This is a genomic window from Symmachiella dynata (assembly GCF_007747995.1).
Taxonomy (GTDB): domain Bacteria; phylum Planctomycetota; class Planctomycetia; order Planctomycetales; family Planctomycetaceae; genus Symmachiella; species Symmachiella dynata.
Window position 1 is genome coordinate 4,465,259 of the sequence record NZ_CP036276.1, and the last position, 26,446, is coordinate 4,491,704.

Sequence of the window (26,446 nt, forward strand, 5' to 3'; positions counted from 1 at the left end):
GAGATTACTGTCCAGACGGATTTACTGAGGAGGAGGCGACCCAGCACGGTTTTGAGATACCCGGGAAGAGTTGACAGACCGCCCCGGCACCGCGACATTCAAGGGGAAATTACCCAGTTCCCCTTCCCTCCACGCTCAAGAGTTCACACCCACCATGCCCGATACCCCCGCCACCAAAAAACTCACCGGCCACACCGCTCCGGTGTATGTCGTTGAATATCTCAAATCCAAACCGCAACTCCTCAGCGGCAGTTTTGACAATACGCTCCGACTGTGGGACACTGCCACGCTGAAACCGCTGGAGACGTTCGGTGGGCATACCGATTTGGTGCTGGCCGTCTCAATAGCGCCCGATGACAAAACGGCTGCTTCCGGCTCGCAGGATAAAACGATCCAACTCTGGGCGCTCCCCGATGCTCCGCCCGAAGATCCTAACGCACCGCTCAAGCCGACCGGCGAACTGAAAGGGCACGCGTCGCAGGTCTACAGCGTTGCCTTCAGCTCCGACGGCAAAACGCTCGCCTCCGCCTCAGCCGACAAGACCGTGCGTCTGTGGGACATCGCCACGCTCAAAGAAATCCGTGCATTGCCCGAACAAGGCGGCCCGGTCTATAGCGTCGCTTTCAGCCCGGACGGCCAAACCATGCTCACCGGCGGCGGCGACAAAACAGTCCGCCTCTACAATGTCGCCGACGGCAAAGAACTGCGGCAATTCCCCGGCGCCGAGGATGCGGTCTATACCGTCGCGTATCATCCCGACGGAAAAACCATAGCAGCTGCGGGGCTGGACAAGGTCGTACGCACCTGGAATGTCGATTCGGGCGAACCGGCAACAGTCTACAGCGGCGCGCGAGGCGACATCTATCGCGTGCAATACAACAGCGACGGCAGCCAACTGATGGCGGTCACCTACGCCGCCAACCTCGCCATTTGGAACACGGCGGACGGCAAACTGCACTTTCAAACGGACCTTCCCGGACGCACCACCTACGGCGCCGCCTGGTCCCCCAACGCCCAACAAATCGCCATCGCCGCCGAAGACGGCAACGTCTACCTAATCGACTTGCCAAAACCTGCGTAGCGGCGATCATTGATCTGCGCCAAAAAAGGCCGCGCGCAAAGACGCCAAGCCGCAAAGGGTTGTCCTGCGAAGAGAATCAATTCATTAACACCGATTCCCTTCCCGAGCAGTACGGCGGGAGACTTGCATTCACAATGCATCTTCAAACGCGGCGCGGCAATATCACCACTTTCCTTCTTTGCGGCTCCGCGTCTCTGCGCGCGACCTTTTCGTAGCAACCAAAACGCGTCACAAATTACTGTGCCCCACGATAGACGCTACCAAGTTTGTGCAGGCATTTCGCCCGCGAGGGCTTCGATGCGGCCCGTCATTTCGTCCATGAAGGAACCGCGTTCGCCCGTCCAGCGAAACGACTCTCCCACGAACACATCGCAGAAGAACGGAACAAGCAGCGCTTCGCCGCGCGGCAGCGCCTTGCCGAAACCGTGCATGAAAATCGGGACCACATCCACATCCGGGTGCCGTTTCGAAATGTGGGCGACGCCCGTTTTAAAGGTCTCGATCTGCTCCGGTTCGCCGCGGGTCCCTTCGGGAAACAGAATCACGATTTGATTCTTCTCAATCGCCTCGTTAATCGGCGCCAATGGATCGCGCCGTGCTGTTTTCACCTGCCGCTGTAGCGGAATGATGCCGATGATCTGGGTCGCGAACCATTTCAGCAAGCGGTTACGAAAAAAGTAATCCGCCGCCGCCACCGGCTGCACGTGCCGCAACTCCCGCGTGCTATACAATGTCATCAACGCCAACGCATCGAGATGGCTATTGTGATTCGCCACAATCACCGCCGGCCCCGACCGCGGCAACCGCTCCGCATGCCGCACGTTCATGCCCAAAATAATCAGCATGATCGGCCGCACCACAATCAAGAAAAACAACGCTCGCAAGAAATGATTCATATGCTTTCGCTGCTGAAAAGTACACCACGGCGGGAATTAGACTGTAGGCTGTAGACTCTAGACTGTAGGGTTGCACGATCAGATCATTTCCTACGGCCTACGGTCTAAAACCTAAAGCCTTTTTTTGCCTCCGTGGTGATGATGTCGTCGTCAAAAATAAAGATGATACACAAAGTGAAAAAACAACGGAGCGGTGTAAGTCAAACTGTCTGCCCGATCCAAGATACCGCCGTGGCCGGGAAGAATGCTGCCGGAATCTTTGACGCCCAGATCGCGTTTGATCGCCGAGATGGAGAGGTCGCCTAGAAACCCGGCAACGCCGATCAACAGACCGGCCAGCAAGGACCACTTCGCATCCATCAACGTCAACCGCGGACCGATCAGCCAGGCCAACACGACCGTCGTCGCCACGCCTCCTAAAAAGCCCTCGACCGTTTTGCCGGGGCTGACGTTGGGAGCGATCTTGTGTCGGCCCAATGACTTGCCCCAGACGAACTGGGCGACATCGCCTAACTGCGTGAGCACAACCAGAAAAATCAACAACCCCGGCCCCGGTTGGAGCGCCGCTTCCACGCTCGGCCATGCCGGTGCAGCGCGGCCCGTTTCGACCGGTTTGAGCACCAACAAATAGGCGGCGTGTGACAGGCTGAACACGGTCGTCATCAGCCCCCAATGCACGACTCCGGCCGAGCACAAAAATCCCTCGGTGCGGCCGGTGAAGACCATCCGGGTGGGGATCAATAAAAACATGTACACCGGAATGAAGATGATGAACATCCCGTACCATGACAGGTGCACCCAATAGAACTGCAGCGGAATGCTCAAGTAGGCCCAAAACAGCACGCGGCGATCGGCGCGGCGGGTCGGAATCAGCGACAGATATTCCTTGAGAGCCAGAAAACTGACAAAGCCCAGGAAGCACAGAAACCCCCATTCCGGCAGCGCCAACGAAATGCCAAACAGCCCGGCAATGATCCACCACGTCCGCGTCCGCTTGACCAATTCGCTGTGATCGCGCTGCGGCCGGAATTTGCAAACGGCAAAGACCAACACCGAAGAGACGACCAAGACCCCCAAAATCCCACCGAGCGCGACACGAACTTCGGGCGTAAGATGATCGAACAGGTGCATCCTGAAAATCCTTTACCATTTCGCCGCTATAGGATGTGCGGCATGGACGTCCGGGTTGTTTCAAGGCGTGCATGGTAACGATTTCCTGTTTGGCCTGCATGTCTTAGGAGACAGCAGAATCAGATTGTTTGCGAAGATTGATTGGGATAGGCTGAGAAGTATCGGCAACCAGTGAATCGCCCAATGCCTAATCCAGGACGCTCACCATGACGGATGAATCCTCAAAACGCCGACGCATGCGAATTCGTTTGTTGTTGCTATTTGCCATTTTATTGTTTGTCGTTTGCGCGCCGTGCTTTATGGGTTGTCCGTGGATTGGACGACATATTTATTGCAACCCGCTGACCGTCGACAAAATTGAGCAGTTGGGGGGATCCGTGGAAGGAATCCAAATTGGTAATCGTCCCTGCCAAGAAGTAGTAACAATCAAGCTCGACAATACGGCGTTTGATAATGCGGAAATGCATCGACTCCAAGACTTAGGATACCTTGAGGAACTATCGCTCAATAACACTCCGGTAACGGACGCTGGCTTAGCAAATCTCCAACAACTCACAGGGCTAAAGTCACTCGCACTTTCCGACACGCAAGTTACCAGTGCAGGATTGAACCACATCAAGAGTTTGAACAATTTGATATCTCTTCACCTGAGCCAGACGCTTGTTGATGATGGCGGATTGCAAAACCTTCGTGAAATGAAAAAACTGCGAATCCTATCGCTCAGTAATACTCAAGTAGGCGACGCGGGTTTGGAGAACCTCGAATCGTTGACAGACCTCCATCAGTTGTGGCTCGACGAGACTGAAGTTAGCAACACAGGACTGGTCCACCTCCAAGGGCTAACGAAGCTCGTTTTTCTCCAGTTGAACAACACCGGGATCGGTGATGCAGGATTAGAACGACTGAGCGGACTGACAAATATGTGGTCATTGCTCCTTCACAATAATCAAATCACCGACAAAGGTTTGGATGCTCTTACGCATATGAGCGAGCTTCGATATCTTCGACTCGATGGCAATCAAGTCACTGAAGTTGGATTTAAGGATTTGCAGCAGGCACTTCCCGGCTGTCAAATTTATTGGAAGGCGCCACCTCGTGCCCCACTCACCCCTCCCGCACCGCCATCGACACACTAAAAATCCCCTCATCATCCACCAGCGTCTCCAACTTGCGAAATCCCGCCGCCGCCACCAACTGATCCATCTCCACCTGCGTGCGACAGCGCATCACCCAGGGGTCGCCGTCGCGGTTGGGTAACACGCGGGCAATCATTTCCTGCTGGGGGTGCCACGGCTGATTTGTGTACAGCAACAATCCGCCCGCGGGAATCGCCGCTGCCAGACCACGGAGTGACTCGCGAATTGGGCCGTTATCGGGAAACAATTCGTACAGCCCGCTGACCACAGCGATATTCGGCCGCGGCGTTTGTGCAGCGATCGCGTCCGCATCAAACGCGTCGCTTTGGCGATAATCGACCGATGTGATGCCCATCGATTTCGCCAACGCGCGGCCCCAATCCAAACCGCCAACGTCTCGATCGCACAATACGGTCGACATTTCGACGTCCGCGTGCCGCTGGATCGCCTCCAAGACATACCGTCCCGGTCCGGCAGCAATATCAAGCAACCGCACCGCTTCGCCGCGCTGGGCCGTTCGCGCGATGGCCCGATCCAACAGTTCAAGCATATGCACCTTGCGCTGCCGAATTCCCCGCCAACCGGGAGAATCCAGATAGGCCCGGTCAATCATCCGCCCAATGAACGTCGTCCCCTCTGCCCGGTTGCGATAGACATGGTCCAAAGATTCGCCAGAATCAAACCCGGTCCGCCAACCAATACGCACCCCGCGACTCAATCGCCCCCCGGTATTCATACCCAATTTTTGGAGGGCATACGCCCACCGTTTCGGGGAGAGCAGCGAAAGCGGTTGCTCCAAGTCGTCGCAGATCGATTTGGAATACCCCGACTTGTCCGCCTCCAATAAGGACGCGACCGGTGCCGGGTCCTCGAATTGTCGCTCAATAAATTCCCGCGTCCGTGCGATCGGCAGGTCGCGTTCTTTTTCCCAAAATGTGGAGTGGTAAAACGACGGATACACTTCCCGCTCTTTGACGGCGGACCCGAGCCGATCAAAAAACTGCTGCTGTGGTTTTGATTCCACCACATAGTCAGCACTGGACGACAGTAACAACGTCGGTGCCACAATCGCGCCGGCGTCTTCGATCAATCGTGTGGACGTATGGTGTACATCCAACAGAATGTTCGTGGCGATCTGCGGCGTGATCAATTCATCGTCGGCATACAATTGTGCTTGCTCTTGATCGTGCGTCAGCATTCGCGGTTTGACGTAACTGCGAATGAATGACTTGGGCTTTACCTTTCGCAATAATCGCAACCCGGCAATGGCCCCAGGAACATAGAGCTTAATCCGCAGCGCCGGGGTCGCCAGGACCATCGCCCGTATCGGCGGCGCGTAATCGTGCACCCAAGCGGCCGCCAACACGGCGCCCACGCTTTGAGCGACAACGGCCATGTCGGCAACGGCAATCCCATGCGTTACCGAGAGATGCCGAACAAATTCATCGGCATCGCGAACCATGCGTCCAAAGCTTTCCGCATAACCTCGTTCGCCCGGCGAACGACCATGTCCGCGCGCATCGAAGGCAAAAAACCAAGTCTCCTCCATCCCGATGCGGTCGACAACATCCTGCCAGCGGCCTGAATGTTCATGCCCCCGATGAAACAGCAGCACCGCTTGTGAGGATTTCCCCTGCGGCGCCCACGCCCGATAAAACAACTCAGTGCCGTCACTGGTCGTGAAACAATGTTCCGACGCAATGCGGGTTGCCGGAAGTTGCGTGGATGTGTTTTCGATTTCCGCAATCAGAGTCGCCATTGTCTTTGTCCCCTCAAAACTAGGTCAAGTTGCCTGTTAAGAGAGGGGCGCAGACAGGTAGCCGTATATCACGCGGAATTTGGAGAATTCTCCCCATTTTCAGACGATGCCGCCCGTACTTCCGCCAAACCATGACGGGCGCGGTTCACGATCGTCAATATAAGCAGAACAATCGCGGCGATGAGCAAGCCGTCCAACCACCGCCCGGTCTTCACACCACAGCCGAGCAACAAGCCAATGAAGCCAAACAAAAACGCACGATCGCTCTTCCCCAAGGGACCGTCATAGCGCCGCTCGCTCCCGATTTGCACCGCGATCACGCCGGTCATCTCGCTGATAATGCCTTCAATCACCACCAGCACCACCAACGCCGGGTGCACGCCTGGTACCAGCGCGAACGGCAGATACAGCGCAGCATCGGCGATCACATCTCCCAATTCATTCAGGATCGCCCCCAGCGGCGATTTCATGCCGTGTTCGCGAGCCAACATGCCGTCAACCGCATTGAGCGCCATCCGCACGAATAAAAACGGCGGTACCAATAGCAGCGGCCACCGTCGTTCCGGGTAAATCGCAATACAAGCCCCAACTGCAATCGACAACACGGCCGCCGCCACGGTGACCTGATTGGCCGTCACGCCCGCCGCCGCTAATCCGCGTGTGATCGGTCGTAACAGCGATTGGAACCGCGGCTTCAAATCGTAAATGCTCGGCATAGTTTTCCCATGATATTTGTCATTTCACCGCGTCCTAACGAGGGGCGGGCAGCCCAGTCGCTCACTATAGCATGTCCAAACCGCTGCGCAATATTCACAAACCTTGCCCCACCAAATTCCATCAAGGCAATCATGAGCAACCAATCTACCAAGCATTATCGATCCGATGCCCCGCTATGGAAACAAGCGGCACTCGCCTCCGCTGGGTTGTCGCTGGTGTTCATGCTGGTTTATATGACAACAAACTACATCTCGTCGCTCCGCAGCGACGTGGGAACATGGTACTACGACTGGGAACAGATCATTCCATTTGTGCCGATGATGATCATTCCCTATATGTCGATCGACCTGTTTTTCATAGCCGCTCCGTTTCTCTGCCGTGATCGTGCGGAACTGCGAATCTTGTCTCGGCGAATTTTGCTGGCCATTCTGTTAGCAGGTGGTTGCTTTTTGCTGTTCCCACTGCAATTGGCCGTCGAGCGTCCACCGGTCTCAGGGATGCTGGGAGAATTGTTCAATCACTTTCGCCAATTCGACCTACCCTACAACCTTTGCCCGTCGTTGCACATCGCGCTTCGAAAGATTCTTGCCGTGCATTACGCGCGGCACACCCACGGGGCGGTCCGCTGGGCTTCGAACTTCTGGTTTAGTTTGATTGGCCTGTCGACATTGCTGACTTATCAACATCATGTCGTCGATGTCGCCGGCGGTTTCGTTTTAGCCGCAGTCTGCTTCTACCTCGTCCGTTCGACGCCGTTCCGATTACCGGTCGAGCAGAACAGGGCTGTCGGACGGCGGTATGCCTGCGGTGCGTTCGCCTTGGCCGTTATCGGGATCGGATTCGGTTCGTGGGGGCTTTGGTTATTGTGGCCGGCCGTTTTGGCAGGATTGATCGCTGCGGGGTATTTCGGCATCGGACCAGGAATTTTTGACAAGCGCGGCGGGCAACTGCCATTCAGTTCGAGGCTCATCCTGGCGCCGATGTTATTCGGGCAATACCTATCGTGGTTACATTACCGCCAAGAATGTCGTTCGTGGGACAGCGTGACCGAACAGCTTTGGATTGGCCGACGATTGACGGCCCATGAAGCCGACGAGGCGATTAGCGCAGGAGTCACCGCTGTCGTCGACCTGACCGTTGCATTCTCCGAACCACTCGAATTGCAACGGCTAGATTACCTGCCCCTACCAGTCTTAGATTTGACTGCTCCTACACAGGAGCAACTCGAAACGGCGGTTCAGTTCATCGAAATTCAGGCGCAGCACGGAGTCGTTTACGTGCACTGCAAGATCGGCTATTCCCGTAGCGCCGCCGTAGTAGGAGCTTACCTGCTACATACCGGCATGGCCCGTAACGCAGATGAGGCCATGGCGCAGTTGCGTGCGGCACGTCCAACGATCATGATCCGCCCCGAAGCAGAGGCAGCCATTCGTGGTTATCACACAGCAAAGCTGGGGGCGTGAAATGATGGACCAATAAAAAAAGGAACTCCCCTCCCTGTCAAGAGAGGCGAGTTCCTCGAGTTCCGTGAAATCTGTGCTGTGCCAATTGCGTGCAACTACTTTTCGTCGTTGTAGGTCCGCACGCTGTCTCCGCCTTCTTTGGCTTTTTCTTCTTCACGTTCCTTGGACTTGGTCACCGCTACGGTTACCAAACCTTGAGCTGCTTGGAGTTGACGACCGCTGAAGTACGGCGTGTCCGGACGTCCGATGCGATCAAACTTCTTTTGCGCCAATTGCTGCCAGCTCATATCGTTGGCAAGATGCCACGCAGCTGCCTGAACGGCGGCAAATTCGCTGTTGCCACGGCTCGAACCATAGCTTTCCACCAATTCCAACAACGGTCCGTTGCTGGTGAATTCTTCCAATGGTTTGATTTCATATTCCATTTTGGGACGCGGTTCGGCTTTGCCATGTTCGAGGCAAACCGTTTTGATTTTGATCTTCGCGGTTTTTTCAGCAGGAACGGAAAACAATCCGTTACCACCACCGCCACCACCAAATCCGCCGCCGCCACCGCCGAACCCGCCGCCGCCGCCAACCGCTTGGCCGCCACCGCCGCCTTGTCCGCCGAAGCCTCCACCGCCACCGACATTTCCACCGGCCCCACCAATTTGTTTCATCACGTGCACAGCCGCGAATGCCTTCGGCATTTGGACCGTCAACGGCTTGTCGCTCGTATTGGTGATGAACAGGTTTCCGCCTTTGGAGTCTTTGGCAATGTACGAAACGTCCAGTGACTTCTGTTCGATCCCATCAAACAGCGGCACGACATCCGCAGTCGGATCGAGGGTCAATTTGGTAATGGCTCGGGATTTCGACGCCCCTGTGAGCGTGACAACACCGGCGATTGATAAACAAGTCATCAATAACGCGGTTCGTCCCCGAAACGGCTTGCTAAGGAATCGCGGCAACATGGAACATTTCCTTTCACGGAACGACGGCTATTTGGTTATTCGCCGGAAACTAAGGCACGGAAATCTGCACAGAACTTTTGCTAAAGAAACCGCAGGAACTCAACCATCCCCTCTATTTTCCCTAGACTTACACAAAATTGTATCGCGCCGTCGCCGGCTCGATCAACAATAAGTTCAATGAACTTGGGCAATTTTCCCAGATTCATCCCTCGTCAAAGCCAAAAAAACGGGATTCGCGGGCTGTCATACACGTTTTTCAGACTGCAATCGCTGCGTCAGCACATCACAGCCAGGTATAAGGCAATTGCGAGCATTGCCCAATGCAGTCGCAATTGCCGCACAAGCACCCGACGACTTCGCTAAACGCTAACGAAACAACGGAAAAAAGATGGCTTCTCACGATATCGACGACAACTTGGCGAACCTATGATTTTCCTGCCGCCTATAAACAACTCAACGTAGACAGAGTGTTCGCTTTGCTCGTCCTATCCCGGTTCATAGGTCATAACGTAGAAACCCCGAACAATTCACACCGTTTTTTAAGATTTAGCAAATAATCGATTGCCAACGGCGCGGTACACCTTGAACGAGATGAAACAGTCGTCAAAACCGTAATAACCGAACCGGTCCCGTGCAATGAACTCCAGGCTGTAAACGGCGAGACACTTGATGCCAGATTCCCTGCCGGTATCATGACCAAATTGCCCGGCCTAACCGGGCCATACGCGAAGAATTCGACACGGACATTGAGGAAACCAGCATGACGGGCTACACAGTACACACCGGATCGACGGACGCATTTGCCAACAATTACGACCAGATTTTTGGCGCAAAGAAGAAGGCCAAGAAAAAGACCACCCCCAAAAAGAAGTCCCCCAAAGTCGCCGCCAAGAAGAAGAAAAAACGCTCAAAACCGAAAAAGTAAAACGCGTTTCTCAATGGGGGGGGCAATCCACAGCCCCCGCCAGACTGACGGTCTGCTTACGTCTCCAATCCGCTTGGCAACGTCACCCAACTCCGGCTGTCGTACGATTCCAACACCGCATCTGCGATCCGCTGCGCACTGGCACCATCGTCGAATCCCGGGACGGCATCGCGCTGTTCGATGATCGCCGAGACAAGTTCGTAGACCAGATCGTATCGAAAGACGGTGGCGGGGACACCCTCGCTAGGATCACGCGGGCTGCCGGTCGGCTTGAGAAACTCCGCAGGGACGTCGACCTTTTCGAGCGACTCGCCCCCCTTGCCTAGCAAAATTGTATTCGGCTCGGTGAGTTGATACACGGCTGAGCCTTCACTGCCATTCACCTCGGCCCATTCCCGCCCGAAGCCACCGAAGTGATAGCCCTTCATCACCGTGCTGCCTTCGAACACACCGACTGCGCCTCCAGAGAATTGACCGATCAATGCCGACCAATCGTCGACATCCGAGGGCGGACAGGCCTGTCCATCAGCCGTCTTTTCCCGCGTCGCATATTGCGCAATCGCACCGCAGACCGCTGTCATCGGCCCCATCAAATCTTGTGCGAAATCAATGCGGTGGATCGTCATGTCAAACAGATCCCCTGCTCCGGCCAATTTTTTTGACTGTCGCCAGCCCCAACTCGTTTCCGGCAAATCCAAAAAACGTTGGCTGCGAAAATGCCGCGGCACGCCCAGCGCGCCCGTCGCAACCAGATGCTTCAAATACCGCATCGATGGCGCAAAGCGATACGTAAAAGCGGTCATGTGCCGCACCCCTTGGTCGCGAGCGGCCTGATACATTTCCAACGATTCGGCGAAATTCAGCCCCAACGGTTTTTCGCACATCACATGTTTGCCCCCGGCAATACAAGCCAGTGCGATCTCCTTGTGCGTAAAATTGGGGGTGGCAATGATCACCGCATCGACATCGGGATCAGCCGCCAACTCTTTGTAATCGGTCGTACACCGCGTTGGTCCCCAATCGGTTTGACGCTGCTGCATCAAGTCGGCATTGGGGTCGCAAATCGCCACCAGTTCAGCGCGGGGATCGATCTTGATGCCGGGAACATGGTGGTAGTCGGAAACAGCGCCGGCACCGATGATGCCGAAACGAATGGGAGCGGGCATGGGAGGAAATAGGCCTTCAGCTGTAGTCTTTAGGAATGCTCAAAGCGGGCGTTTGGCTTTAGACTTTAAGGACGTTCGTCCGCTTTCGCAAGGATTGGCCGGGTAGCGGCTCGTTACGAATTCTCTTCGATGGTCTTGCCACTCACGATTTGATCCACAAAGGTAAGCGCCGCTTCACGGGTAGTCATTTCGCCGTCCAATTGGCGATCACGGATTGAATCGAGAATCTCTTTGAATCCCGGCCCCGGCGACAATCCGGCCGCAATCAAATCGCCGCCGTTAATCAATTCGTGAGGATTGAGTTCCTCAGCGGGCGTTTCAGAATAAAACCGTTCTGTGAATTCGACAGCAGTCAAATCCGCCTCGGTCGCGACGGCGGCAATCCGGTTCAGCATGAGCATTTCTTTCGCGCCCGGTTGAACCAACAACCGTTTAAGCACGTGCAGTGGAAGTTGCGGCGCATCGCGAAGTGCGTGCCTATGCTCGACCAACCAACAGGTCCGTTCGGTTTGCTGGTTCGATAGTTTCAAACGGCGGCAAATCTGCTCGACCACCTTCGCGCGCGCTGCGTCACGGGCCGCGGAATCATCGTCTTCCTTACACTGCTGGATGGGGACCTCCCGCAGCAAGACAGCAAAGGCCAACTCAAACGACATCACTTCAAACTCATCCAGCATCCGCAGTGTCTTACCCCAATGCTCGACGGAATCGACTTCGTTCAGATTCGGGATGATCTCCGGCAAAATCATCCGCAGTAGCCCCAATTCGCGCAGCGACTCCAACGCCCGTACCCGCCGAGGGCAAACCAGCATGCGCGCTAATTCGTGCGCGATGCGTTCGACGCTGACGACTGCGATTTCCGTAGCCATTTCCGCAATCGCCGCCGCAGTCGACGGATCGATTGTGAATTCCAATGTGGCTGCAATCCGCACCGCGCGGAGCATCCGTAATTTGTCTTCGGTGATGCGATGATGCGCGTCGCCAATCGCTCGCACGATGCCCAACTTCAGATCCTCCTGCCCACCAACAAAATCCAGGACCTCGTCGTTGATCGGATCGTAGAACATGCCATTGATGGTGAAATCGCGTCGGCGGGCGTCCTCTTCGGGCGTGCAGTATTGAACGGAATCGGGACGACGGCCATCGAGATACGGGCCTTCTTTGCGAAACGTGGCGACCTCGACGTTGTCTTCGCTACGCGGCGCCGTCACCAGCATCACACCGAAACTAGCGCCCACGGGGACCGTGCGATGCCTTCCAAAAACTTTGCGGACCTCCTCCGGACGCGCGTCAGTAGCAACGTCATAATCCGTGGGCGCGCGCTTTAATAACGCATCCCGCACACAACCACCCGCCCACAAAGCTTGGTAACCCGCTTCATGCAATTCCCGCGCAACGTAGAGGGCAAACTCGCGGCGGGTATTGCTGTTGTTCATAGTCTCAACTCTCTGGGTGGCTGATTCGCATTTTAGACCGAAGCCGCGGCCGGGCAAAGCCACAGTCGGTGAGACACGCGCCGCAGCCACTCGGTTCAAGGTTGCCATCGCCAAGAACCTGTTTCAAAACCCGGTTGCGTTTGTTCCGGGAACTTACATCCTATGTATCAGCGAGAGGCGTTAAAGGGGTTTGAAACGACTTCAAGACAAAAAAACGGCGAGCGGAAACGTGATTGTTCCCACTCGCCGAATGCAATTTCCTAATCTGCCGGTCGCCCGAGTTGGGTGACCGATTCGATGCTACGCAACCACTACGGAGTGTGGTTAGGGTCGGCGTCGTATTTGAAGAATTCTCCCGCTTCGCGCATGAACTCCAGGTCCAAGGTGCGAAGCGTACCCACCGCTTCAGACAACGGGGCATCGACAATGCCCATGCCCCGCAAGGCGACCATGCGGCCGTATTGACGGTTGAGCACCAACCGAGCGGCGTTGATTCCCAAGCGGGTTCCCAACACGCGGTCGTAGGCGCTGGGGGGACCACCGCGTTGCAAGTGCCCTAACGTGACGGCCCGCGTTTCGATTCCGGTCCGTTCTTCAATAACTTCAGCCAAGTTATCACCAATCCCGCCAAGTTTTACATGACCAAAGTCATCCACCTCGGCGTCCTGTGTGACCATTCCGCTTTGCGGCAGCTTGGCTCCTTCGCTGGCGATGATCAGGCCGTACGACTTGCCCTCTGCTCGCCGCGCCTTGAGAATATTGCACATCTCGTCGATGTCGACTTCGACTTCCGGCACGAGAATAAAGTCGGCAGCGGTCGCAATTCCGGCGAAGCAGGCGATCCATCCGGCGTGGCGTCCCATGGTTTCGATGACCATCACGCGACGATGCGATTCGGCAGTCGTCCGCAAACGATCCACCGATTCCATCACAATATTGATCGACGTATCAAAGCCAAACGTAAAGTCGGTGCAGCTCAAGTCGTTGTCGATTGTCTTGGGAACACCGACCACGGGAAACTTGCGTTCCGAATACAGCCGGCTGGCCACACCCAACGTGTCGTCTCCCCCAATGGCGATGAGTGCATCGACATCGAGTTCATCAAACGTCTTGATCAAACGATCCGCCAGTTCGGGGTCATCCGGATCTTTATAAGGATTCGTCCGTGAAGATCCTAAAATCGTACCGCCACGAGCGATGATTTCGTCGGTGTCTTGAACGCGGAGATCAGTAAAATTCCCCTCAATCGCGCCGCGCCAGCCTTCAAGCATGCCGATCGATTTTCCGCCGGCATTGTGAATCGTGCGAACCACTGCGCGAATCACTGGGTTCAGACCGGGACAATCGCCGCCACCGGTCAATAATGCAACTTTCATTTTCTCACGTCTCTCTTGTTTGACAAAAACTAACGGTCCGTCGCTTTGGACTGATCCATTCCGCCACTCTATGTGGCCTATTGACTTGTGCAGTGGTGCTGATCATGACAGGCCCCGCACGTTACCATGTTCGTTCAATAAATGTGGTGTCGACTTTACTCTCGGCGAAGGCGTTGTGATCAAAAATCTTACGTGCCAGGGGAATTGTGGTGGCGATTCCTTCCACTTCAAATTCCGCCAACGCCCGCTTCATCGTGGCAATCGCCTCGTCGCGTGTGGGACGGTGCACGATCAGTTTTCCGATCAAGGAATCATAATACGGTCCAACTGTGTAGCCTTCATGAACATGCGAGTCCCAACGCACGCCAATCCCGCCGGGAACGCGCAATTTTGTAATTTTCCCTGGCGAGCCGCGAAAACCGTGGTCGGGATCCTCCGCATTCACGCGGACCTCAATCGCGGCTCCTTCGCACGGAATCCCTTTTTGCTTCCAGGGCAACGCTTCTCCCGAAGCAATGCGAATCTGCTGTTGGATCAAGTCGATGCCGGTCACCATCTCGGTCACCGGATGCTCCACCTGAATCCGCGCGTTCACTTCGATGAAGTAAAACTGATTGTCCTTGTCGACAATAAATTCAACGGTGCCCGCATTCTGGTACCCCGCCGCTTTGACCAACCGCACAGCCGCCTTACAGATGTCTTGTCGCACTGCGGTGGGCAAACTCGAAGCGGGGCTTTCTTCGACGACTTTTTGGTGCCGTCGCTGCAAACTGCAATCCCGTTCCCATAGGTGCACCACATTGCCGTGAGTGTCAGCCAAGATCTGGACTTCGACGTGTCGCGGATGCTCAATGTATTTTTCGAGGTACACGCCGCCATCACTAAAGGCGCTCTCGGCCTCTGCTGAAGCTGCCTTCAGGCCCGACTTCAGCGTGATGTCGTTCATCGCCACCCGCATCCCTTTGCCGCCCCCACCGGCGGTGGCTTTGATCAGCACCGGATAACCAATGCGATTCGCGACCTCTAAGGCCTCCGATTCACTCGTCACCAGCCCGTCGCTGCCGGGGACCACGCTGACCTTGGCTTGCTCCGCAATTCCGCGGGCCGTTACTTTATCCCCCAACTGCGCCATGGCTTCATGCGGGGGACCGATAAATTCGATATTGCAACTGCGGCACACCTCGGCGAAATGTGCGTTCTCTGCCAAAAATCCATAACCAGGATGGATCGCTTGGACATTGCCCAGTTCCGCGACGCTGATGATACGGTTGATCATCAGGTAGCTGTCGGTCGCGGCGGCTGGGCCGATGCAATACGCCTCATCGGCCAATTTCAGATAATGCGCACCGCGGTCCGCCTCGCTGAAGACAGCGACGGACTCAATCTCCAAATCGCGACACGCGCGGAGGACCCGCAAGGCGATTTCACCCCGATTGGCGACTAGAATTCGTTGAAACATGGCACCTTTGTGGGTCGCGCCCACCTCGCGCTCATTTCGTCTCGCTCAACGGCACCAGGACCGTTTCACCCGACGTGCGATAGTTCTGTTTTCGACAACTGGTTCCGTAAAACGACTCGACCTCAAAAATCCCTTGGCCGCTGCGGATTGATGCGTGATGTCTGAAATCGACACAAATCCGGCGACTTAACCTTCATGCGCAGGGTGCGAGCCGTACCGCAGCGCCTCGTCCTCAATTCCTCTTGCGCAACAATTCCTCTTGCGGCGACTGACACCTCAGAGACATCGCGTGACCTTACGCAATCTTCAATCCCGTCGGTCGTGGCGCGTGGCATCCGGTCGACTCTTCGTTTCACCGGTTTCGCATACTGGCCGAAATTGCAAATCAACCGGGCCGCACACGAAACAACGGCTGACCGAATTCCACCGGATCACCATTTTTGACTAGCACTTCAGTAATGGTTCCGGAAACTTCCGCGGGAATCTGGTTGAAGACTTTCATCGCTTCGACAATGCATACAATTGTGTCGCCGGAAACCTTCGAACCAATCTTCACAAACGGAGGATCATCCGGCGTCGGCGATGTGAAAAACGTTCCCACTGTCGGGCTGGTGATCTCAATTGTGCCGTCATCCACCGCAGCAGCTTCCGCAGGCGCACCGGCCGGAGCCGGGTGTGGCGCTGCCGCATAGGCCGCAGCATTGGGAACCATTTGCATGACGTCTTGTGGTCCGCGCCGCAACTTCCAGCGCTGCTCGCCGTTTTGCACATCGACTTCAGTCAGGCCGTGCGCTTCCATCAATTCGATCAGTTCTGTCAAGCGGGCCAAATCGACCGGGCCTTGCGTCGACTGATTTTCGTCAGTCATGTGTTTCGTTCCTATTATTTATTTTGGCGACTCACCAGCGCTTCACCGGACCGCGCTGGGATGCGCCGTTCCGCCAGACACCGAAAGCCGCTGGAGTTCTAATGAGTTTCGCGTTCTCTGCAAGTTACGCGTTATCGGTCAGCTCAAGACAATTTCGTCGAATTTCTTGGGTGAGGAGGTCAACACGTCGTGCCCATCCTTTGTCACCAACACATCATCTTCGATTCGCACGCCTCCCCAACCGGGAAGGTAAATTCCTGGCTCAACCGTCACCACCATGCCCGGCTTCAATTCCATTTCCGTCATGGAATTCAACCGCGGGCCTTCGTGGATATCCAAGCCCAGACCGTGGCCTAGACCATGATTGAATTTCTTCCCGAAACCGGCATCCTCGATCACTTTTCGAGCGGCCGCATCTACATCGCAGCACCGCGCTCCAGGACGGACATTTCGAATCCCCGCGAGTTGAGCATTTAACACAACTCTATATATTTTCTCTAGTTTCGCCGAAATTTTACCGGTCACCAAAACTCGCGTCAAGTCGCTTTTGTACCCCGTTGGCCCATCAGCTCCCCAGTCGACAAGCACAAAGTCCGCGTCGGAAATCAAGACCCGCCTTGGAGTTGCGTGCGGCAGCGCCGCATGGGCTCCCACCGCCACAATCGGAGCAAAGCTCGAACCGGTCGCCCCAAAACTCCGCATCGAATGTTCCAGATCGTGCGCCACCTGAAGTTCCGTCTGCTCACCGCGGAGGGTCGCTTTGAGAACCTCAAACCCTTTCTCCGCCTGCGTCACCGCCTCGCGCAGCGCCGCAACTTCCGAGGCATCCTTACAGAGCCGCAATTCTTCCACAAGCCCTGACACAGGAACGAGTTCCGCACTCTTAAGCGCTGTGCGCAGCCCCTCAGACTCATCGACCGTCGTCGAGTTGCTTTCGAAGCCCAGGTTCGCGATTTTTGCCCGCGCGGCAATTTTGGCCGCAGCCGCAACGATCCCGATCTTTTGTGGACGAATATGGACGTCCAATCCGGGACACTCGTCCGCAATCTGTGTCTCATACCGCCCGTCGCTGATCAAGACCGTGGCGGTTCGGCTCACCAACAGGAAACTGTCGTCCCCGCTAAAACCGGTCAAGTAGGTCACGTTCGTAAAGTTCGTCACCAACAGCGCATCAGCACCGACTGCCTTCAACTTGCGCAGCACGCCGTTACGACGCTTGACGAAACGGTCTGTAGCCATGGGGATCTCCTATCCAAGTGTTCGCGGCTCACCAGTTGTCGACATTTGAGCAATTACGGCCGAATTATTCAACAACCTTGCCGGGATCGCGACATAACAGCAGCTCTATGGTCGTATTGTGACAGCTAGTTGGTGCGGCCCCACGTTGTTCGACTTCCCCCAATCCTCCCACGGTATTTGGGGATGGATGGCTTCAGCGCACGAAAAAACCGCCGACGCGCGGGCGCCGACGGTTGGAAGTTCTTTGACAATTTGTTTCACGCAGCTTGTTGCCGTTTACGTCGCCAGCCGTAGCCGACCAGGGCGAGGCCGCCGATGCCGAGGAGGGCGAATGTGCTGGGTTCGGGGACAACGGCAGCTGAATCGTTCGTGAATGTGAAGTTATCTAGTACAAAAGCAAAAACGGAATCCCCATTTCCCGATAACGTCACCTGACTGATGTCGGCCGCACTGCTCTGAAATCCAAAAAATTCCATGCTAGTTGAGTTGGTGACTCCAAAGTTCTGGATGAAATTGGGACCAGATGTGAACTCAATCGCAATGTCGAAGTCAGTTCCCATCCTATGGTTTGTATCAAACCCAAAAGCTGAAACTGGACTGTCAAACGTAATCGTGAGTTCTCGGTTTGGATCACCTCCGAAGAATGCATCGAGAAATCCCCCTACGTATGCTCCTCCGCTATCGATGTTAAAGAAAAAATTGTAACCAATCGGAGTCGAATAAGTGACCCCCGCCTGGATGTCTCCAGGGAATAAGTTGATACCCGGAAGATTGGTGGCCGAATTTAAAACACCTGTACTGATTGGAAAATGGTAGGTATCGGTGAAATCTTCCAATGTTGTGGGGAGGGGACTGACCGCTGCATCAAAGTTTGCTCGGTTTGAGTAGGTCGTAATTAAACCTGCATCGGAATAGGAAACCAAACCAAGACTGACTAAACCGGTAAGAAGAATCTGTTTCATGATGAAGAATTTTTGAATCGAAGGTGGTGCTGAAAATGAGTCGCTTGCCTATTTCAAGTCACCATTGTGCACCAAGACAACCCGTATAGCAAATAAAAAAATGGCACAATTTCTACAAACTGCCCAGGTTGAGATATGCGGTGTGGCGTTCGCGGCACAAAAACGGCCCGCGAATCGGCAGGCGCTCGCTCCGGTGTTGCCACCGGACTGCCAACTCAGCGGGCCGCGAGTCGGGCAGTGAAACGGCAGGCGTGAAGCAACAACAATCCCCACCGACCTTGCAACTCGTCGGCAACCGATAGGGGCAATGCATCCGGGTGTAGGCTACACCCGGCCGCAATTTCAAACGCGGGAAAACCGGGTGTAGCGGGCATTGATGGCGTGCGCTGCCGAGGAGCGTTTGTGCCGATAAAGGAAGCGGTTCGAGCGACTTTTCGTGATTCTCGAATCCAGTTATTCAACAACCTTACCGGCGGCCATGTGAATCGTCCTCTTTGCCCGCGATGCGGCTTCATCATCGTGTGTCACCAGCAGCACTGCTCCACCCTCATTCGCAAATTCCGTCAGGTGCCCCAGCACCGCCTCGGCGTTTTCGCGATCCAGGTTGCCAGTCGGTTCGTCCGCCAAGATCAACTTCGGCTGATTCAAAAGCGCCCGCGCCAGCGCGGTTCGCTGACGTTCGCCGACGCTCAATTGTCCCGGCACGTGATGCAGACGATGCTCCAACCCAAACTTGGCTAGTAACTCCGACGCCCGCTGCTTCGCATCGGCCGGATGCGTGGGGATTGAGGCGGCGAGCACGTTGTCCAACACGCTGAGATAGGGAATCAAGTGGAACTGCTGGAACACAAAGCCGATTTCTGTCGAGCGGAAGTGCGCGCGGGCATCGGAGGCCATTTTGTAGGGATCCTGCCCGTTGATCATCACCGTCCCCCCATCGGGGGCCAACAGGCCGCCGGCCAGTAACAAGAGCGTCGTTTTTCCCGACCCGCTCTGGCCCCGCACCGCGGTAAATTCTCCTGCCCCCAACTCGAGACTGACCCCATCCAAAGCGCGGACGGTACCGTTGGCTGAGGGATAGATTTTTTGCGCGTCCGTGACTGATAACAGCATAAGTTGCAAATCGATGTGCTTGAATGTTCACGAAAATCGCCCCGCTAACTAGGGGGACGGTACGAATGCAGCGGTCGCGGGAGGTTAATCGCCCTGCAAAACAATCGCCGGATCCTGCCGAGCCGCCAACATAGCCGGCAACCAACTGGCCAGTCCCGAAAGCAACGGCGCGATAATGATCGCCAACAACAGCAACCGGGGTTCAAACAGCCGTGCGGAGTTCACCGAGTTTCTCGCAAAGTCGCTCCAGGAAACGCCGACAAAGTACCCGGCGGCATAACCCAGCAACGCGCCGGCCAGACCGATCAAGATTGCCTTACCCAGGAAAATCAGCAGAATCTGTGTCGATTTCAAACCAATCGCCCGCAAAATGCCGATTTCGTTGCTCCGCTGGCGGACGTTCATCAACGCCAAAAACCCAATCCAAACCCCGCAGCCGATCATCACCACCGGCACCAGCACGGCGGCAAAATCCTCGGTCTGTTTTTCCACGAGTTGTCGTCCCGCGGCCTCGCGCTCAAGCGCTTCCCGCCCCGCGGCTTGCTCATGTTTTAGCGCCGCTGCGGCAGTCGCTTGTGCTTTGTTGCGTGCTTCGGCACGAGCCAATGCCGGGGGGCCGCGTTCGATGACTTGTGTGCCGGGCAAGATAGCAGCGATGTCATTGCGGATTTCAGCAAGGCGGTCCACCGTGGCGCAGTTGCATTCCAACGCCAATATCGCATTGACGAGATTTTGCATGCCGAGCATTTCTTGCGCTTCGGCCAAATTCACCCACGCCGTACTATCGTCCGCTGTCCCGCGTTCGGGATAGGTCTCGGTGATTTTGAATTCACGATCCAGCAACGTCACCGTATCGCCGACCTTCAGCCCCGCCTGCTTGTGCAATTGATATCCCAGCACCATCGTGCCGGCCGGAACATGGTCCAGCAGCGGTTTTTTGGGATCCCGATGCGCCTGCGGAACTTCGCCACGGGTGCCGGTCAGCAAGATCGTGCGATCGTACTCATCCCACCGCAGCTTTTTGGAGACGATCGGCAGCAAGTGATTGATGGTCACAATCCGTGATTCGGCCAGGGTCGTGACAAATGATTCCGGCATCGACTTCGAAGCAGTCCCCTCAACATGCAACTCGTTGAGGTCCTGGTCCTGCGGAAGTATGAGAATGTTGAACCCCAGCCCTTTGGTGATCTTCCGCATGGCGTCGTTCAATTTGGCACCGGCGGCGGCGACCTCTTTTTCCTTTTTGGCGATCGCTTTTTCCACGTCCGCCTGTTTAGCCGCTAGCAACTCGCCCGTGCGGAGTTCGTTGCCCCGTACCAGCGTCATGGCTCCCACGAGCGAACCCACGGCAACTGCCACCGACAGCAGCCCCAGCAGAAAATTGAGTTTGCGATGTGCGATTTCTCGTACGACCAAACGCCAAACATTCATGGAATTGATTCTTTAGAGCGAAAACTCGGAGACTGCCAGGAGATGACTTTGTACCGCGATTCGAGCGATACGTTAAGTCTTCTTGCGAAACAGGAAAATGCTGGCACCAATGATGACTACCACGGCCAAGCCACCGAACATCAATAAGTTGGTCCACAGCGGACTCAGTTCGGGAAAAGAGTAGACTCTCGTATCGAGGCGATTAAGGCTTTCCTCAGCAGGTTCTGGCGATTCACTCGCAACCGATTCGCTTGCAAGGATAGCCACGCTCGTAGTGGGATTTTCCGTAGTGGTTGGATCTGTGGTCGTTGTTTCATCCGTCGTAGCTGTGGGTTGAATGTCTTCCGTAAAACCGCCCAACCCGGCCAACGGAGGCAATGCTTTGTCGATTTCGACTTCTTGTTCAACAAGTCCATCCCAGTCGACCGCCATCACTAAATCGACGCCCGGGTTTTGGTCCTTCACAGTACAGGTGCAGGGGCCGGTCAGATCGACGCCCGCCTGCTGCACGTTCTCAGTTGTGATTCCGCCGCCGATCAGGGCATACAACACGCGGCCGCGGCCAAAGACCGGAAACGCCATCGGCTCGTTGAGATCGTGGAGATCTTCTTCCGAGCCGAGCAACATCTCGACGAACATTTTCTCCGCGGGATCATCCCGAGCGACACGAATCGTCGAAAAGTCGAGTTTTAAGGCGAGTGGATCGACGGAGACTTCGTCCAAATCCTCGGGAGCAATTTCCGGTAACTTCAAAGTTTGGGCCATTTGCTCCGCATGCGTTTCAACAAGCTTGAAAGCAGCTTCATCCTTTTCCTGGTCCCCGCTTTCCAGCAACACCAATACCGCCGTGTCGCCGGTGAGCAAACGTCGAGCGATTTCCCGGCGCGTGGGTGAATCCAGCAATCGTTGCACATTTTCTTCAGTCAGCGGCCCGGCAAATGCATCGACCGGAATGCGTGTGGGGAGCGGATATCGAGCCACCAGCCAAGGCAGCGTCTCGGTTTCTTGAGACTCCCAAATCTTGACCAGCTGCGGATCCGGATCAGCATCCAAATCGACAAGCGTTAGATTCACATTGGCATGGACCTTACCCGCATGGCCGTCGCTGGAGAGCAAATCGGCAACCGCTTGTTGATCCTCGGTCAAGGGACCACGATGGTACACAAGCAGTTCATAGGGATCGGACACCCAACGCTCTAGGGCATATCGAAACACCGGCACCGAACAGGCCAAGGCAGGAACAGCGAGTGCTAAACAGAGCGTCGCAGCGATCACTACAGTCGACTTTTTCACAACAGGCTCTCCAGGAGATGCGTGCAGGAATAAACGAGCGGGAAAATACAAAATAACCACGCCCGTCATTGTACGGTCCCCACGCCTTCACGTCGATGTTCCCAGTCCCCTGCGCTGCGGATATCGCGACCCTTCACACTTTATTCATCGAATCATTTCGCTTATTTCGCCGACACTGCCGTCAATGCATGTTCCACCATCGAGACCAGCGCATCGACAGTGAGCATGTTTTTAATTCCCTCGGCCGAAGGATCGCTCCGGAGCTGATCGATATCTAGAAAGGGATAAGCGGTCTGAAACCGCTGAGCAGATGCCGCCGTGAGGTTTCCAGCATCGTCGGTATCTAAAAACCCAGTGGTGGTCAAATTTTGGAATTTCAGATCGATGCCAAATTTCTTCTGGCACTGAAACGACAGGTCCAACAAATCGATCGATTCCCCCTGCAAATCGTGAAAGAATCGCGAGGAGGGCTCCACCTCATCCGCATCCAGCCCCAGCACATCCATCAGTGCTTGCTGCATCTCTACATAAATTTCTTCGCGTGTCATCAATAGTCTCCCGAACACAAATGCACATTACAGATATAACTTGATGCATACACTAACGCATCATCACACATCCGTAAAGACGTTCCTGGAGAGAAATTCAGAACTTCACCAGTCGCCGAACCCCTTATGGCCAGATCCCCACCAAAAAACCGCCTAAGTCAACATCAGGTGGTCCACTTCAGCCACTCACGTTATAAATGAAGGAGACCTATTCTCCCGAGATTCGGAGATGCGCGTTGCTGGCGTTACTACCGCCCAATGTCGATAATCCAGATCAGTAGCCCCATCCTTCCAGTTTCATAGATCCCCCTGCCCCCGCCTAGCGCGGCGGACTAATTCATGTCGAACGATCCTCCCCCCACAACCCACCGACGGCGGCTGCTAATCGCTCAAGTTGTCGCGTACCTGGCGGCTTGGTGCATCTTGCTCCCGGTAGCGATCTGTCGTTGGGGTGAGACGGGGTTGGACAATGTGGATATTCTTGGCTGGCCTTCCAGTTCTTATTGGGACACGCCGTTGTACCTACCGCTGTTGCTTGTTGCGCCATTGGCGTGGTGGTTCCGCGGGCAGTTGATCGACCGCCGTCGTCGTCGAGACGACAAAAAACCGCGCACGCCGATGTGGACAACCGATGTTTCGCAAATCGGCACAGCCGGTGTACGGGCTTGGATGATGGCGATCGGTTGCGGCGTTGTTGCTTTCTCCGTCAGCGCGCTCATCGCACGCCAATTCGAAGGATTGCCGCCGACCTACCACGATGAATACAGCTATCTCTTTCAGGCCCAAACTTTTCTCGCCGGCAAGGTCTCGTTTCCCAGCCACGAAGCGCCGCGTCTGTTTGATCAGATGCACGTGCTCAATGAAGGGCGGTTTGCCAGCCGCTATTTTCCGGGAACAGGTCTATGGATGGCGCCGTTTGTAGCCATCGGACAACCCTATTGGGGACACTGGTTCGCCGGAGCAGTGACGGCGTTTTTCGTTTTCTGGACTGGGCGTGAATTGGGCGGCGACGGAACTGGTTTCGTTGCGGGATTGCTCATCGCCGTTTCGCCCGGTATGGCGTGGTTCAGCAACATGTTGCTGGCGCATCATCCGACACTCGTCGGCCTCTCGCTGTTTTTGTTTGCCTTCGTGCGTTGGCGGACGCGAAAACGGATTGGCTATGCCCTGTGTGCGGGAATCGGGTTGACGTTTGCAATGTACTGTCGGCCTATGACCGCAGCGGGAGTGGGATTGCCCTTTGGAATTGCGTTCGCCTATTGGTTGGCAACGGCTGGGCGGTCGGCAGCGGTGCCGCTGAAAACACGTTTTCTGCATGCCATTGCGTTGGGAGGGCCGATTGTTGTGGGCATAGCGGCCATGCTGGCCTACAACCATGCGATTACCGGCAGCGCTTTGGAAAGTCCTTACCAACTCTATACCGATATCTACACGCCGCGACATGTGTATGGCTTCAATAACGTCGTGCGGGGTGAGCAACGACTCGGTCCGCGCGTTTTGGATGGCTATGACCGTTGGGCCAAAAACCTAACGCCGAGACTGGCGGCTAAAAACGTCGTGACGCGATCGATTGCCAGTTTACGCTGGACGCTGGACTTTGTGCCGCTGTGCATGGCAGCCATCGTATTCGTCTTGGCTGTGCCCCGTCGTGACGGTAACGCTTGGTTGATGCTTTGGGCGATTGTTTCACTGCATGCTGCGCATATTCCCTACTGGTACGACGGCATTATGCATTGGCATTACGTGTTTGAGTCCGGCCCGCTGTGGTGCATTGTCTTCGCGGTGGCGACAGCGCGTCTGGTCCTGTTTTGGAAAGCAGAAGACCGTCCCTGGATGTCCCGTTGGTGGGCGGTCGTTGTACTGTCGGCGGTCTGGATGAGCTACGGTTCTTTAGATCCGTATTGGGAACCGCGGATTACCGATGAGATCGATTCGGTCAAGTACGGTCGGCGCAAGCATTTTTCGTTTCAACAGTTGATCGCACTGCAGGCAGTGCCAAAACCAGCGGTCGTTTTTGTCGAAGCCGATCCGGCGGACCGGCACATCGACTTCGTGGTGAACACCCCCGATTTGCAAGCGGATGTTTTAGTCGCCCACTATCTTCCGGACGAATATTCCACCGCCGAGCTACAGCGACTGTTCCCCGGTCGCAGTTTGTTTCTCTTCCGCGCTCGGACTGGAGATTTTGGACCGCTGCCGATGAATCGCTAATCAGTGGACAGTCCGCCCGTCATGAAGAGACGCAGCAGATTGAGCGCAGCCTTGGCCACACGGGCCCTTGTGATTCCCGGATCCCCCCCAAGAGTGATCCGCCGCGAAATCGCTTCAGAGTCGCTGGCCAAAGCAATATACGCACAAGGAACCGTTTCGGGTGCGATCTCCTCCGCGCTGGCGGGGCATTCGGTGACAGCCAGCGCATAATCCGCGCTCAATCGCGTTCGACACCCGACCGCCATCGCTTCGGCCACCTCGCCACTAATTGCGCCGTGTGCTGCGAGGACGTCGGCGGGCACGGCCAACAAATCGGTTTTTGCTGAGTCTGTCGGTGCAACGATGCCTCCCAAATAGGCCTGGCCGAGCGCATCGATTTCCGTGAGATGATGCGCCAACAGGCCACCCGTGCCCGACTCAGCCGTTGCCAACGTCTGGCTTCGCTGAGCGAGCAGATCAATGACCACGTGTTGCAGTTCTTGATCTTCTTCACCGAACACCGATTGGCCCATGCGTTCATAAATCAGTGTTTTGGATTCCTGAATTTTACATTCGCACTCTTCCCTGCTTGCGCCGTGCGCTGTGATTCTCAGGGTAATGGTGGCCTTGGAGACAGTGATGCCAATTTCTGGATCGCGTCCACGAGCGGTCAGCCCGGCGAGCCATTGCTCGGCTTGCGATTCGCCGGGACCGAAACAATTGATGCGTGCGGATCGGATAAATTGCGCCGGCCCGTCTTCGTTCTGCAATTTCGGCACGACCTGCTGCTGGAACATTTTGTACATTTCGCTGGGAACACCCGGCATCGCGGCGAGTTTGCAATCGGGGCGACCCTGGTCGCGGGGGATTTCCGCCCAGATCCCCGGCGCTGTGCCGCGGTGATTCGGAATCGGCTGCGTTCCGCGGGGAAACATTGCCTGCACCGAGTTGCGTTCGGGCATCTCACGATTTCGGCTAGCGAATAGTCCCCGAATGAACTCCAACGACGGCTCATCCAATTCGAGCGGCACGGCCAACATTTCGGCAAGTGCCTCACGGGTCAGATCATCTTGCGTGGGCCCCAAGCCACCGGTGATCAGCACCACATCCGCGCGGCTAACCGCGGTCGCCAGTACGTCGACGTTGGCAGCCAAGTCATCGGCGACTGTCGTGTGATAGTGCACTGGAATGCCAATACCGGCGAGTTCTCGACTCAGCCACTGGCTGTTGGTATCCAGCTTAGCGCCGGTGGTCAGTTCTGAACCGATGGAGATAATTTCAGCATGCATGGCAGGGCGATACTC

At 55.7% G+C, this 26,446-nt stretch carries 22 protein-coding genes; 5 read left to right on the forward strand and 17 right to left on the reverse strand.

The features are described 5' to 3' along the window. Positions 1-154 precede the first annotated feature (154 nt). Positions 155-1,081 carry a WD40 repeat domain-containing protein gene (locus Mal52_RS16855; RefSeq protein ID WP_145377429.1) on the forward strand — a complete coding sequence of 309 codons (927 nt, stop codon included), beginning with the start codon at positions 155-157 and terminating at the stop codon, positions 1,079-1,081. 257 nt (positions 1,082-1,338) lie between these two features. Here the strand turns inward: Mal52_RS16855 and Mal52_RS16860 are convergent, their stop codons facing one another. Next, positions 1,339-1,977 carry a lysophospholipid acyltransferase family protein gene (locus Mal52_RS16860; RefSeq protein WP_145377431.1) on the reverse strand — a complete coding sequence of 213 codons (639 nt, stop codon included), beginning with the start codon at positions 1,975-1,977 and terminating at the stop codon, positions 1,339-1,341. 150 nt (positions 1,978-2,127) lie between these two features. Then, the gene (locus tag Mal52_RS16865; RefSeq protein ID WP_145377433.1) at positions 2,128-3,108 is read right to left on the reverse strand and encodes a phosphatidate cytidylyltransferase; all 981 of its coding nucleotides are present in this window, start codon (positions 3,106-3,108) and stop codon (positions 2,128-2,130) included. Between the two features lie 206 nt (positions 3,109-3,314). On the opposite strand from Mal52_RS16865, the gene Mal52_RS16870 reads away from it, so the two are divergent. Continuing rightward, entirely contained in the window at positions 3,315-4,244 is a 930-nt protein-coding gene (locus tag Mal52_RS16870) for a leucine-rich repeat domain-containing protein (protein ID WP_145377435.1), read from the forward strand. On the opposite strand, the gene Mal52_RS16875 is transcribed toward Mal52_RS16870, so the two are convergent. After that, positions 4,213-6,003 (reverse strand): bifunctional alpha/beta hydrolase/class I SAM-dependent methyltransferase, encoded by a 1,791-nt coding sequence (locus tag Mal52_RS16875; protein ID WP_145377437.1) that lies wholly within the window; start codon positions 6,001-6,003, stop codon positions 4,213-4,215. The two genes, Mal52_RS16870 and Mal52_RS16875, sit on opposite strands and share 32 nt — an antisense overlap. 68 nt (positions 6,004-6,071) lie before the next feature. After that, complete coding sequence (locus tag Mal52_RS16880; RefSeq protein ID WP_145377438.1) at positions 6,072-6,719, reverse strand: CDP-alcohol phosphatidyltransferase family protein; 648 nt, start codon at positions 6,717-6,719, stop codon at positions 6,072-6,074. A gap of 132 nt (positions 6,720-6,851) precedes the next feature. On the opposite strand from Mal52_RS16880, the gene Mal52_RS16885 reads away from it, so the two are divergent. Continuing rightward, on the forward strand, positions 6,852-8,183 hold the full coding sequence (locus Mal52_RS16885; protein WP_197534266.1) for a phosphatase PAP2/dual specificity phosphatase family protein: 1,332 nt from the start codon (positions 6,852-6,854) through the stop codon (positions 8,181-8,183). A 95-nt stretch (positions 8,184-8,278) separates the two neighbouring features. On the opposite strand, the gene Mal52_RS29870 is transcribed toward Mal52_RS16885, so the two are convergent. After that, positions 8,279-9,136, reverse strand: a complete 858-nt coding sequence (locus tag Mal52_RS29870) for a hypothetical protein (protein WP_197533249.1) — start codon at positions 9,134-9,136, stop codon at positions 8,279-8,281. 760 nt (positions 9,137-9,896) lie between these two features. On the opposite strand from Mal52_RS29870, the gene Mal52_RS29875 reads away from it, so the two are divergent. Beyond that, positions 9,897-10,061: a hypothetical protein gene (locus Mal52_RS29875; protein ID WP_197534267.1), complete on the forward strand. Its 165-nt coding sequence runs from the start codon at positions 9,897-9,899 to the stop codon at positions 10,059-10,061. Positions 10,062-10,117: 56 nt separating this feature from the next. On the opposite strand, the gene Mal52_RS16900 is transcribed toward Mal52_RS29875, so the two are convergent. The 11 genes from Mal52_RS16900 to Mal52_RS16950 all read right to left on the reverse strand — a co-directional run bounded on the left by Mal52_RS16900 (position 10,118) and on the right by Mal52_RS16950 (position 22,952). Beyond that, on the reverse strand, positions 10,118-11,227 hold the full coding sequence (locus tag Mal52_RS16900; RefSeq protein ID WP_145377442.1) for a Gfo/Idh/MocA family protein: 1,110 nt from the start codon (positions 11,225-11,227) through the stop codon (positions 10,118-10,120). Between the two features lie 113 nt (positions 11,228-11,340). Next, entirely contained in the window at positions 11,341-12,663 is a 1,323-nt protein-coding gene (locus tag Mal52_RS16905; protein WP_145377443.1) for a CCA tRNA nucleotidyltransferase, read from the reverse strand. Positions 12,664-12,974: 311 nt separating this feature from the next. Next, a complete protein-coding gene (locus tag Mal52_RS16910; protein ID WP_145377445.1) occupies positions 12,975-14,039 on the reverse strand; it encodes a 6-phosphofructokinase in 1,065 nt (354 codons plus the stop codon). 121 nt (positions 14,040-14,160) lie between these two features. After that, positions 14,161-15,498 (reverse strand): acetyl-CoA carboxylase biotin carboxylase subunit, encoded by a 1,338-nt coding sequence (gene accC, locus Mal52_RS16915; protein WP_145377447.1) that lies wholly within the window; start codon positions 15,496-15,498, stop codon positions 14,161-14,163. Between the two features lie 385 nt (positions 15,499-15,883). Beyond that, positions 15,884-16,366, reverse strand: a complete 483-nt coding sequence (accB, locus tag Mal52_RS16920; protein ID WP_145377449.1) for an acetyl-CoA carboxylase biotin carboxyl carrier protein — start codon at positions 16,364-16,366, stop codon at positions 15,884-15,886. Between the two features lie 138 nt (positions 16,367-16,504). Beyond that, positions 16,505-17,605 carry a M24 family metallopeptidase gene (locus tag Mal52_RS16925; protein ID WP_145377451.1) on the reverse strand — a complete coding sequence of 367 codons (1,101 nt, stop codon included), beginning with the start codon at positions 17,603-17,605 and terminating at the stop codon, positions 16,505-16,507. Positions 17,606-17,862: 257 nt separating this feature from the next. Next, positions 17,863-18,567 (reverse strand): PEP-CTERM sorting domain-containing protein, encoded by a 705-nt coding sequence (locus tag Mal52_RS16930; protein WP_145377453.1) that lies wholly within the window; start codon positions 18,565-18,567, stop codon positions 17,863-17,865. A gap of 453 nt (positions 18,568-19,020) precedes the next feature. After that, complete coding sequence (locus tag Mal52_RS16935; RefSeq protein WP_145377454.1) at positions 19,021-19,680, reverse strand: ABC transporter ATP-binding protein; 660 nt, start codon at positions 19,678-19,680, stop codon at positions 19,021-19,023. An 84-nt stretch (positions 19,681-19,764) separates the two neighbouring features. Beyond that, positions 19,765-21,111, reverse strand: coding sequence for an ABC transporter permease (locus Mal52_RS16940; RefSeq protein ID WP_145377456.1), 1,347 nt, complete (start codon positions 21,109-21,111; stop codon positions 19,765-19,767). A 72-nt stretch (positions 21,112-21,183) separates the two neighbouring features. Then, positions 21,184-22,404, reverse strand: a complete 1,221-nt coding sequence (locus tag Mal52_RS16945; protein WP_145377458.1) for a hypothetical protein — start codon at positions 22,402-22,404, stop codon at positions 21,184-21,186. 161 nt (positions 22,405-22,565) lie between these two features. Beyond that, positions 22,566-22,952 carry an acyl carrier protein gene (locus Mal52_RS16950; protein ID WP_145377460.1) on the reverse strand — a complete coding sequence of 129 codons (387 nt, stop codon included), beginning with the start codon at positions 22,950-22,952 and terminating at the stop codon, positions 22,566-22,568. A 339-nt stretch (positions 22,953-23,291) separates the two neighbouring features. Here Mal52_RS16950 and Mal52_RS16955 point away from each other — a divergent pair, with 339 nt between their 5' ends. Beyond that, complete coding sequence (locus tag Mal52_RS16955; RefSeq protein ID WP_145377462.1) at positions 23,292-25,163, forward strand: ArnT family glycosyltransferase; 1,872 nt, start codon at positions 23,292-23,294, stop codon at positions 25,161-25,163. On the opposite strand, the gene Mal52_RS16960 is transcribed toward Mal52_RS16955, so the two are convergent. Beyond that, positions 25,160-26,431, reverse strand: coding sequence for a CinA family nicotinamide mononucleotide deamidase-related protein (locus Mal52_RS16960; RefSeq protein ID WP_145377464.1), 1,272 nt, complete (start codon positions 26,429-26,431; stop codon positions 25,160-25,162). The genes Mal52_RS16955 and Mal52_RS16960 overlap by 4 nt on opposite strands. Between the last annotated feature and the right edge of the window lie 15 nt (positions 26,432-26,446).

Bases quoted from the DNA above. Each gene is read 5' to 3' on its own strand.
- Mal52_RS16910 (WP_145377445.1), bottom strand. From the start codon at position 14,039: ATGAAAGTTGCATTATTGACCGGTGGCGGCGATTGTCCCGGTCTGAAC.
- Mal52_RS16900 (WP_145377442.1), bottom strand. From the start codon at position 11,227: ATGCCCGCTCCCATTCGTTTCGGCATCATCGGTGCCGGCGCTGTTTCC.
- Mal52_RS16870 (WP_145377435.1), top strand. From the start codon at position 3,315: ATGACGGATGAATCCTCAAAACGCCGACGCATGCGAATTCGTTTGTTG.
- Mal52_RS16950 (WP_145377460.1), bottom strand. From the start codon at position 22,952: ATGACACGCGAAGAAATTTATGTAGAGATGCAGCAAGCACTGATGGAT.
- Mal52_RS29875 (WP_197534267.1), top strand. From the start codon at position 9,897: ATGACGGGCTACACAGTACACACCGGATCGACGGACGCATTTGCCAAC.
- Mal52_RS16930 (WP_145377453.1), bottom strand. From the start codon at position 18,567: ATGAAACAGATTCTTCTTACCGGTTTAGTCAGTCTTGGTTTGGTTTCC.
- Mal52_RS16875 (WP_145377437.1), bottom strand. From the start codon at position 6,003: ATGGCGACTCTGATTGCGGAAATCGAAAACACATCCACGCAACTTCCG.
- Mal52_RS16860 (WP_145377431.1), bottom strand. From the start codon at position 1,977: ATGAATCATTTCTTGCGAGCGTTGTTTTTCTTGATTGTGGTGCGGCCG.
- Mal52_RS16885 (WP_197534266.1), top strand. From the start codon at position 6,852: ATGAGCAACCAATCTACCAAGCATTATCGATCCGATGCCCCGCTATGG.
- Mal52_RS16855 (WP_145377429.1), top strand. From the start codon at position 155: ATGCCCGATACCCCCGCCACCAAAAAACTCACCGGCCACACCGCTCCG.
- accB (WP_145377449.1), bottom strand. From the start codon at position 16,366: ATGACTGACGAAAATCAGTCGACGCAAGGCCCGGTCGATTTGGCCCGC.
- Mal52_RS29870 (WP_197533249.1), bottom strand. From the start codon at position 9,136: ATGTTGCCGCGATTCCTTAGCAAGCCGTTTCGGGGACGAACCGCGTTA.
- Mal52_RS16940 (WP_145377456.1), bottom strand. From the start codon at position 21,111: ATGAATGTTTGGCGTTTGGTCGTACGAGAAATCGCACATCGCAAACTC.
- accC (WP_145377447.1), bottom strand. From the start codon at position 15,498: ATGTTTCAACGAATTCTAGTCGCCAATCGGGGTGAAATCGCCTTGCGG.
- Mal52_RS16865 (WP_145377433.1), bottom strand. From the start codon at position 3,108: ATGCACCTGTTCGATCATCTTACGCCCGAAGTTCGTGTCGCGCTCGGT.
- Mal52_RS16960 (WP_145377464.1), bottom strand. From the start codon at position 26,431: ATGCATGCTGAAATTATCTCCATCGGTTCAGAACTGACCACCGGCGCT.
- Mal52_RS16880 (WP_145377438.1), bottom strand. From the start codon at position 6,719: ATGCCGAGCATTTACGATTTGAAGCCGCGGTTCCAATCGCTGTTACGA.
- Mal52_RS16925 (WP_145377451.1), bottom strand. From the start codon at position 17,605: ATGGCTACAGACCGTTTCGTCAAGCGTCGTAACGGCGTGCTGCGCAAG.
- Mal52_RS16955 (WP_145377462.1), top strand. From the start codon at position 23,292: ATGTCGAACGATCCTCCCCCCACAACCCACCGACGGCGGCTGCTAATC.
- Mal52_RS16935 (WP_145377454.1), bottom strand. From the start codon at position 19,680: ATGCTGTTATCAGTCACGGACGCGCAAAAAATCTATCCCTCAGCCAAC.
- Mal52_RS16905 (WP_145377443.1), bottom strand. From the start codon at position 12,663: ATGAACAACAGCAATACCCGCCGCGAGTTTGCCCTCTACGTTGCGCGG.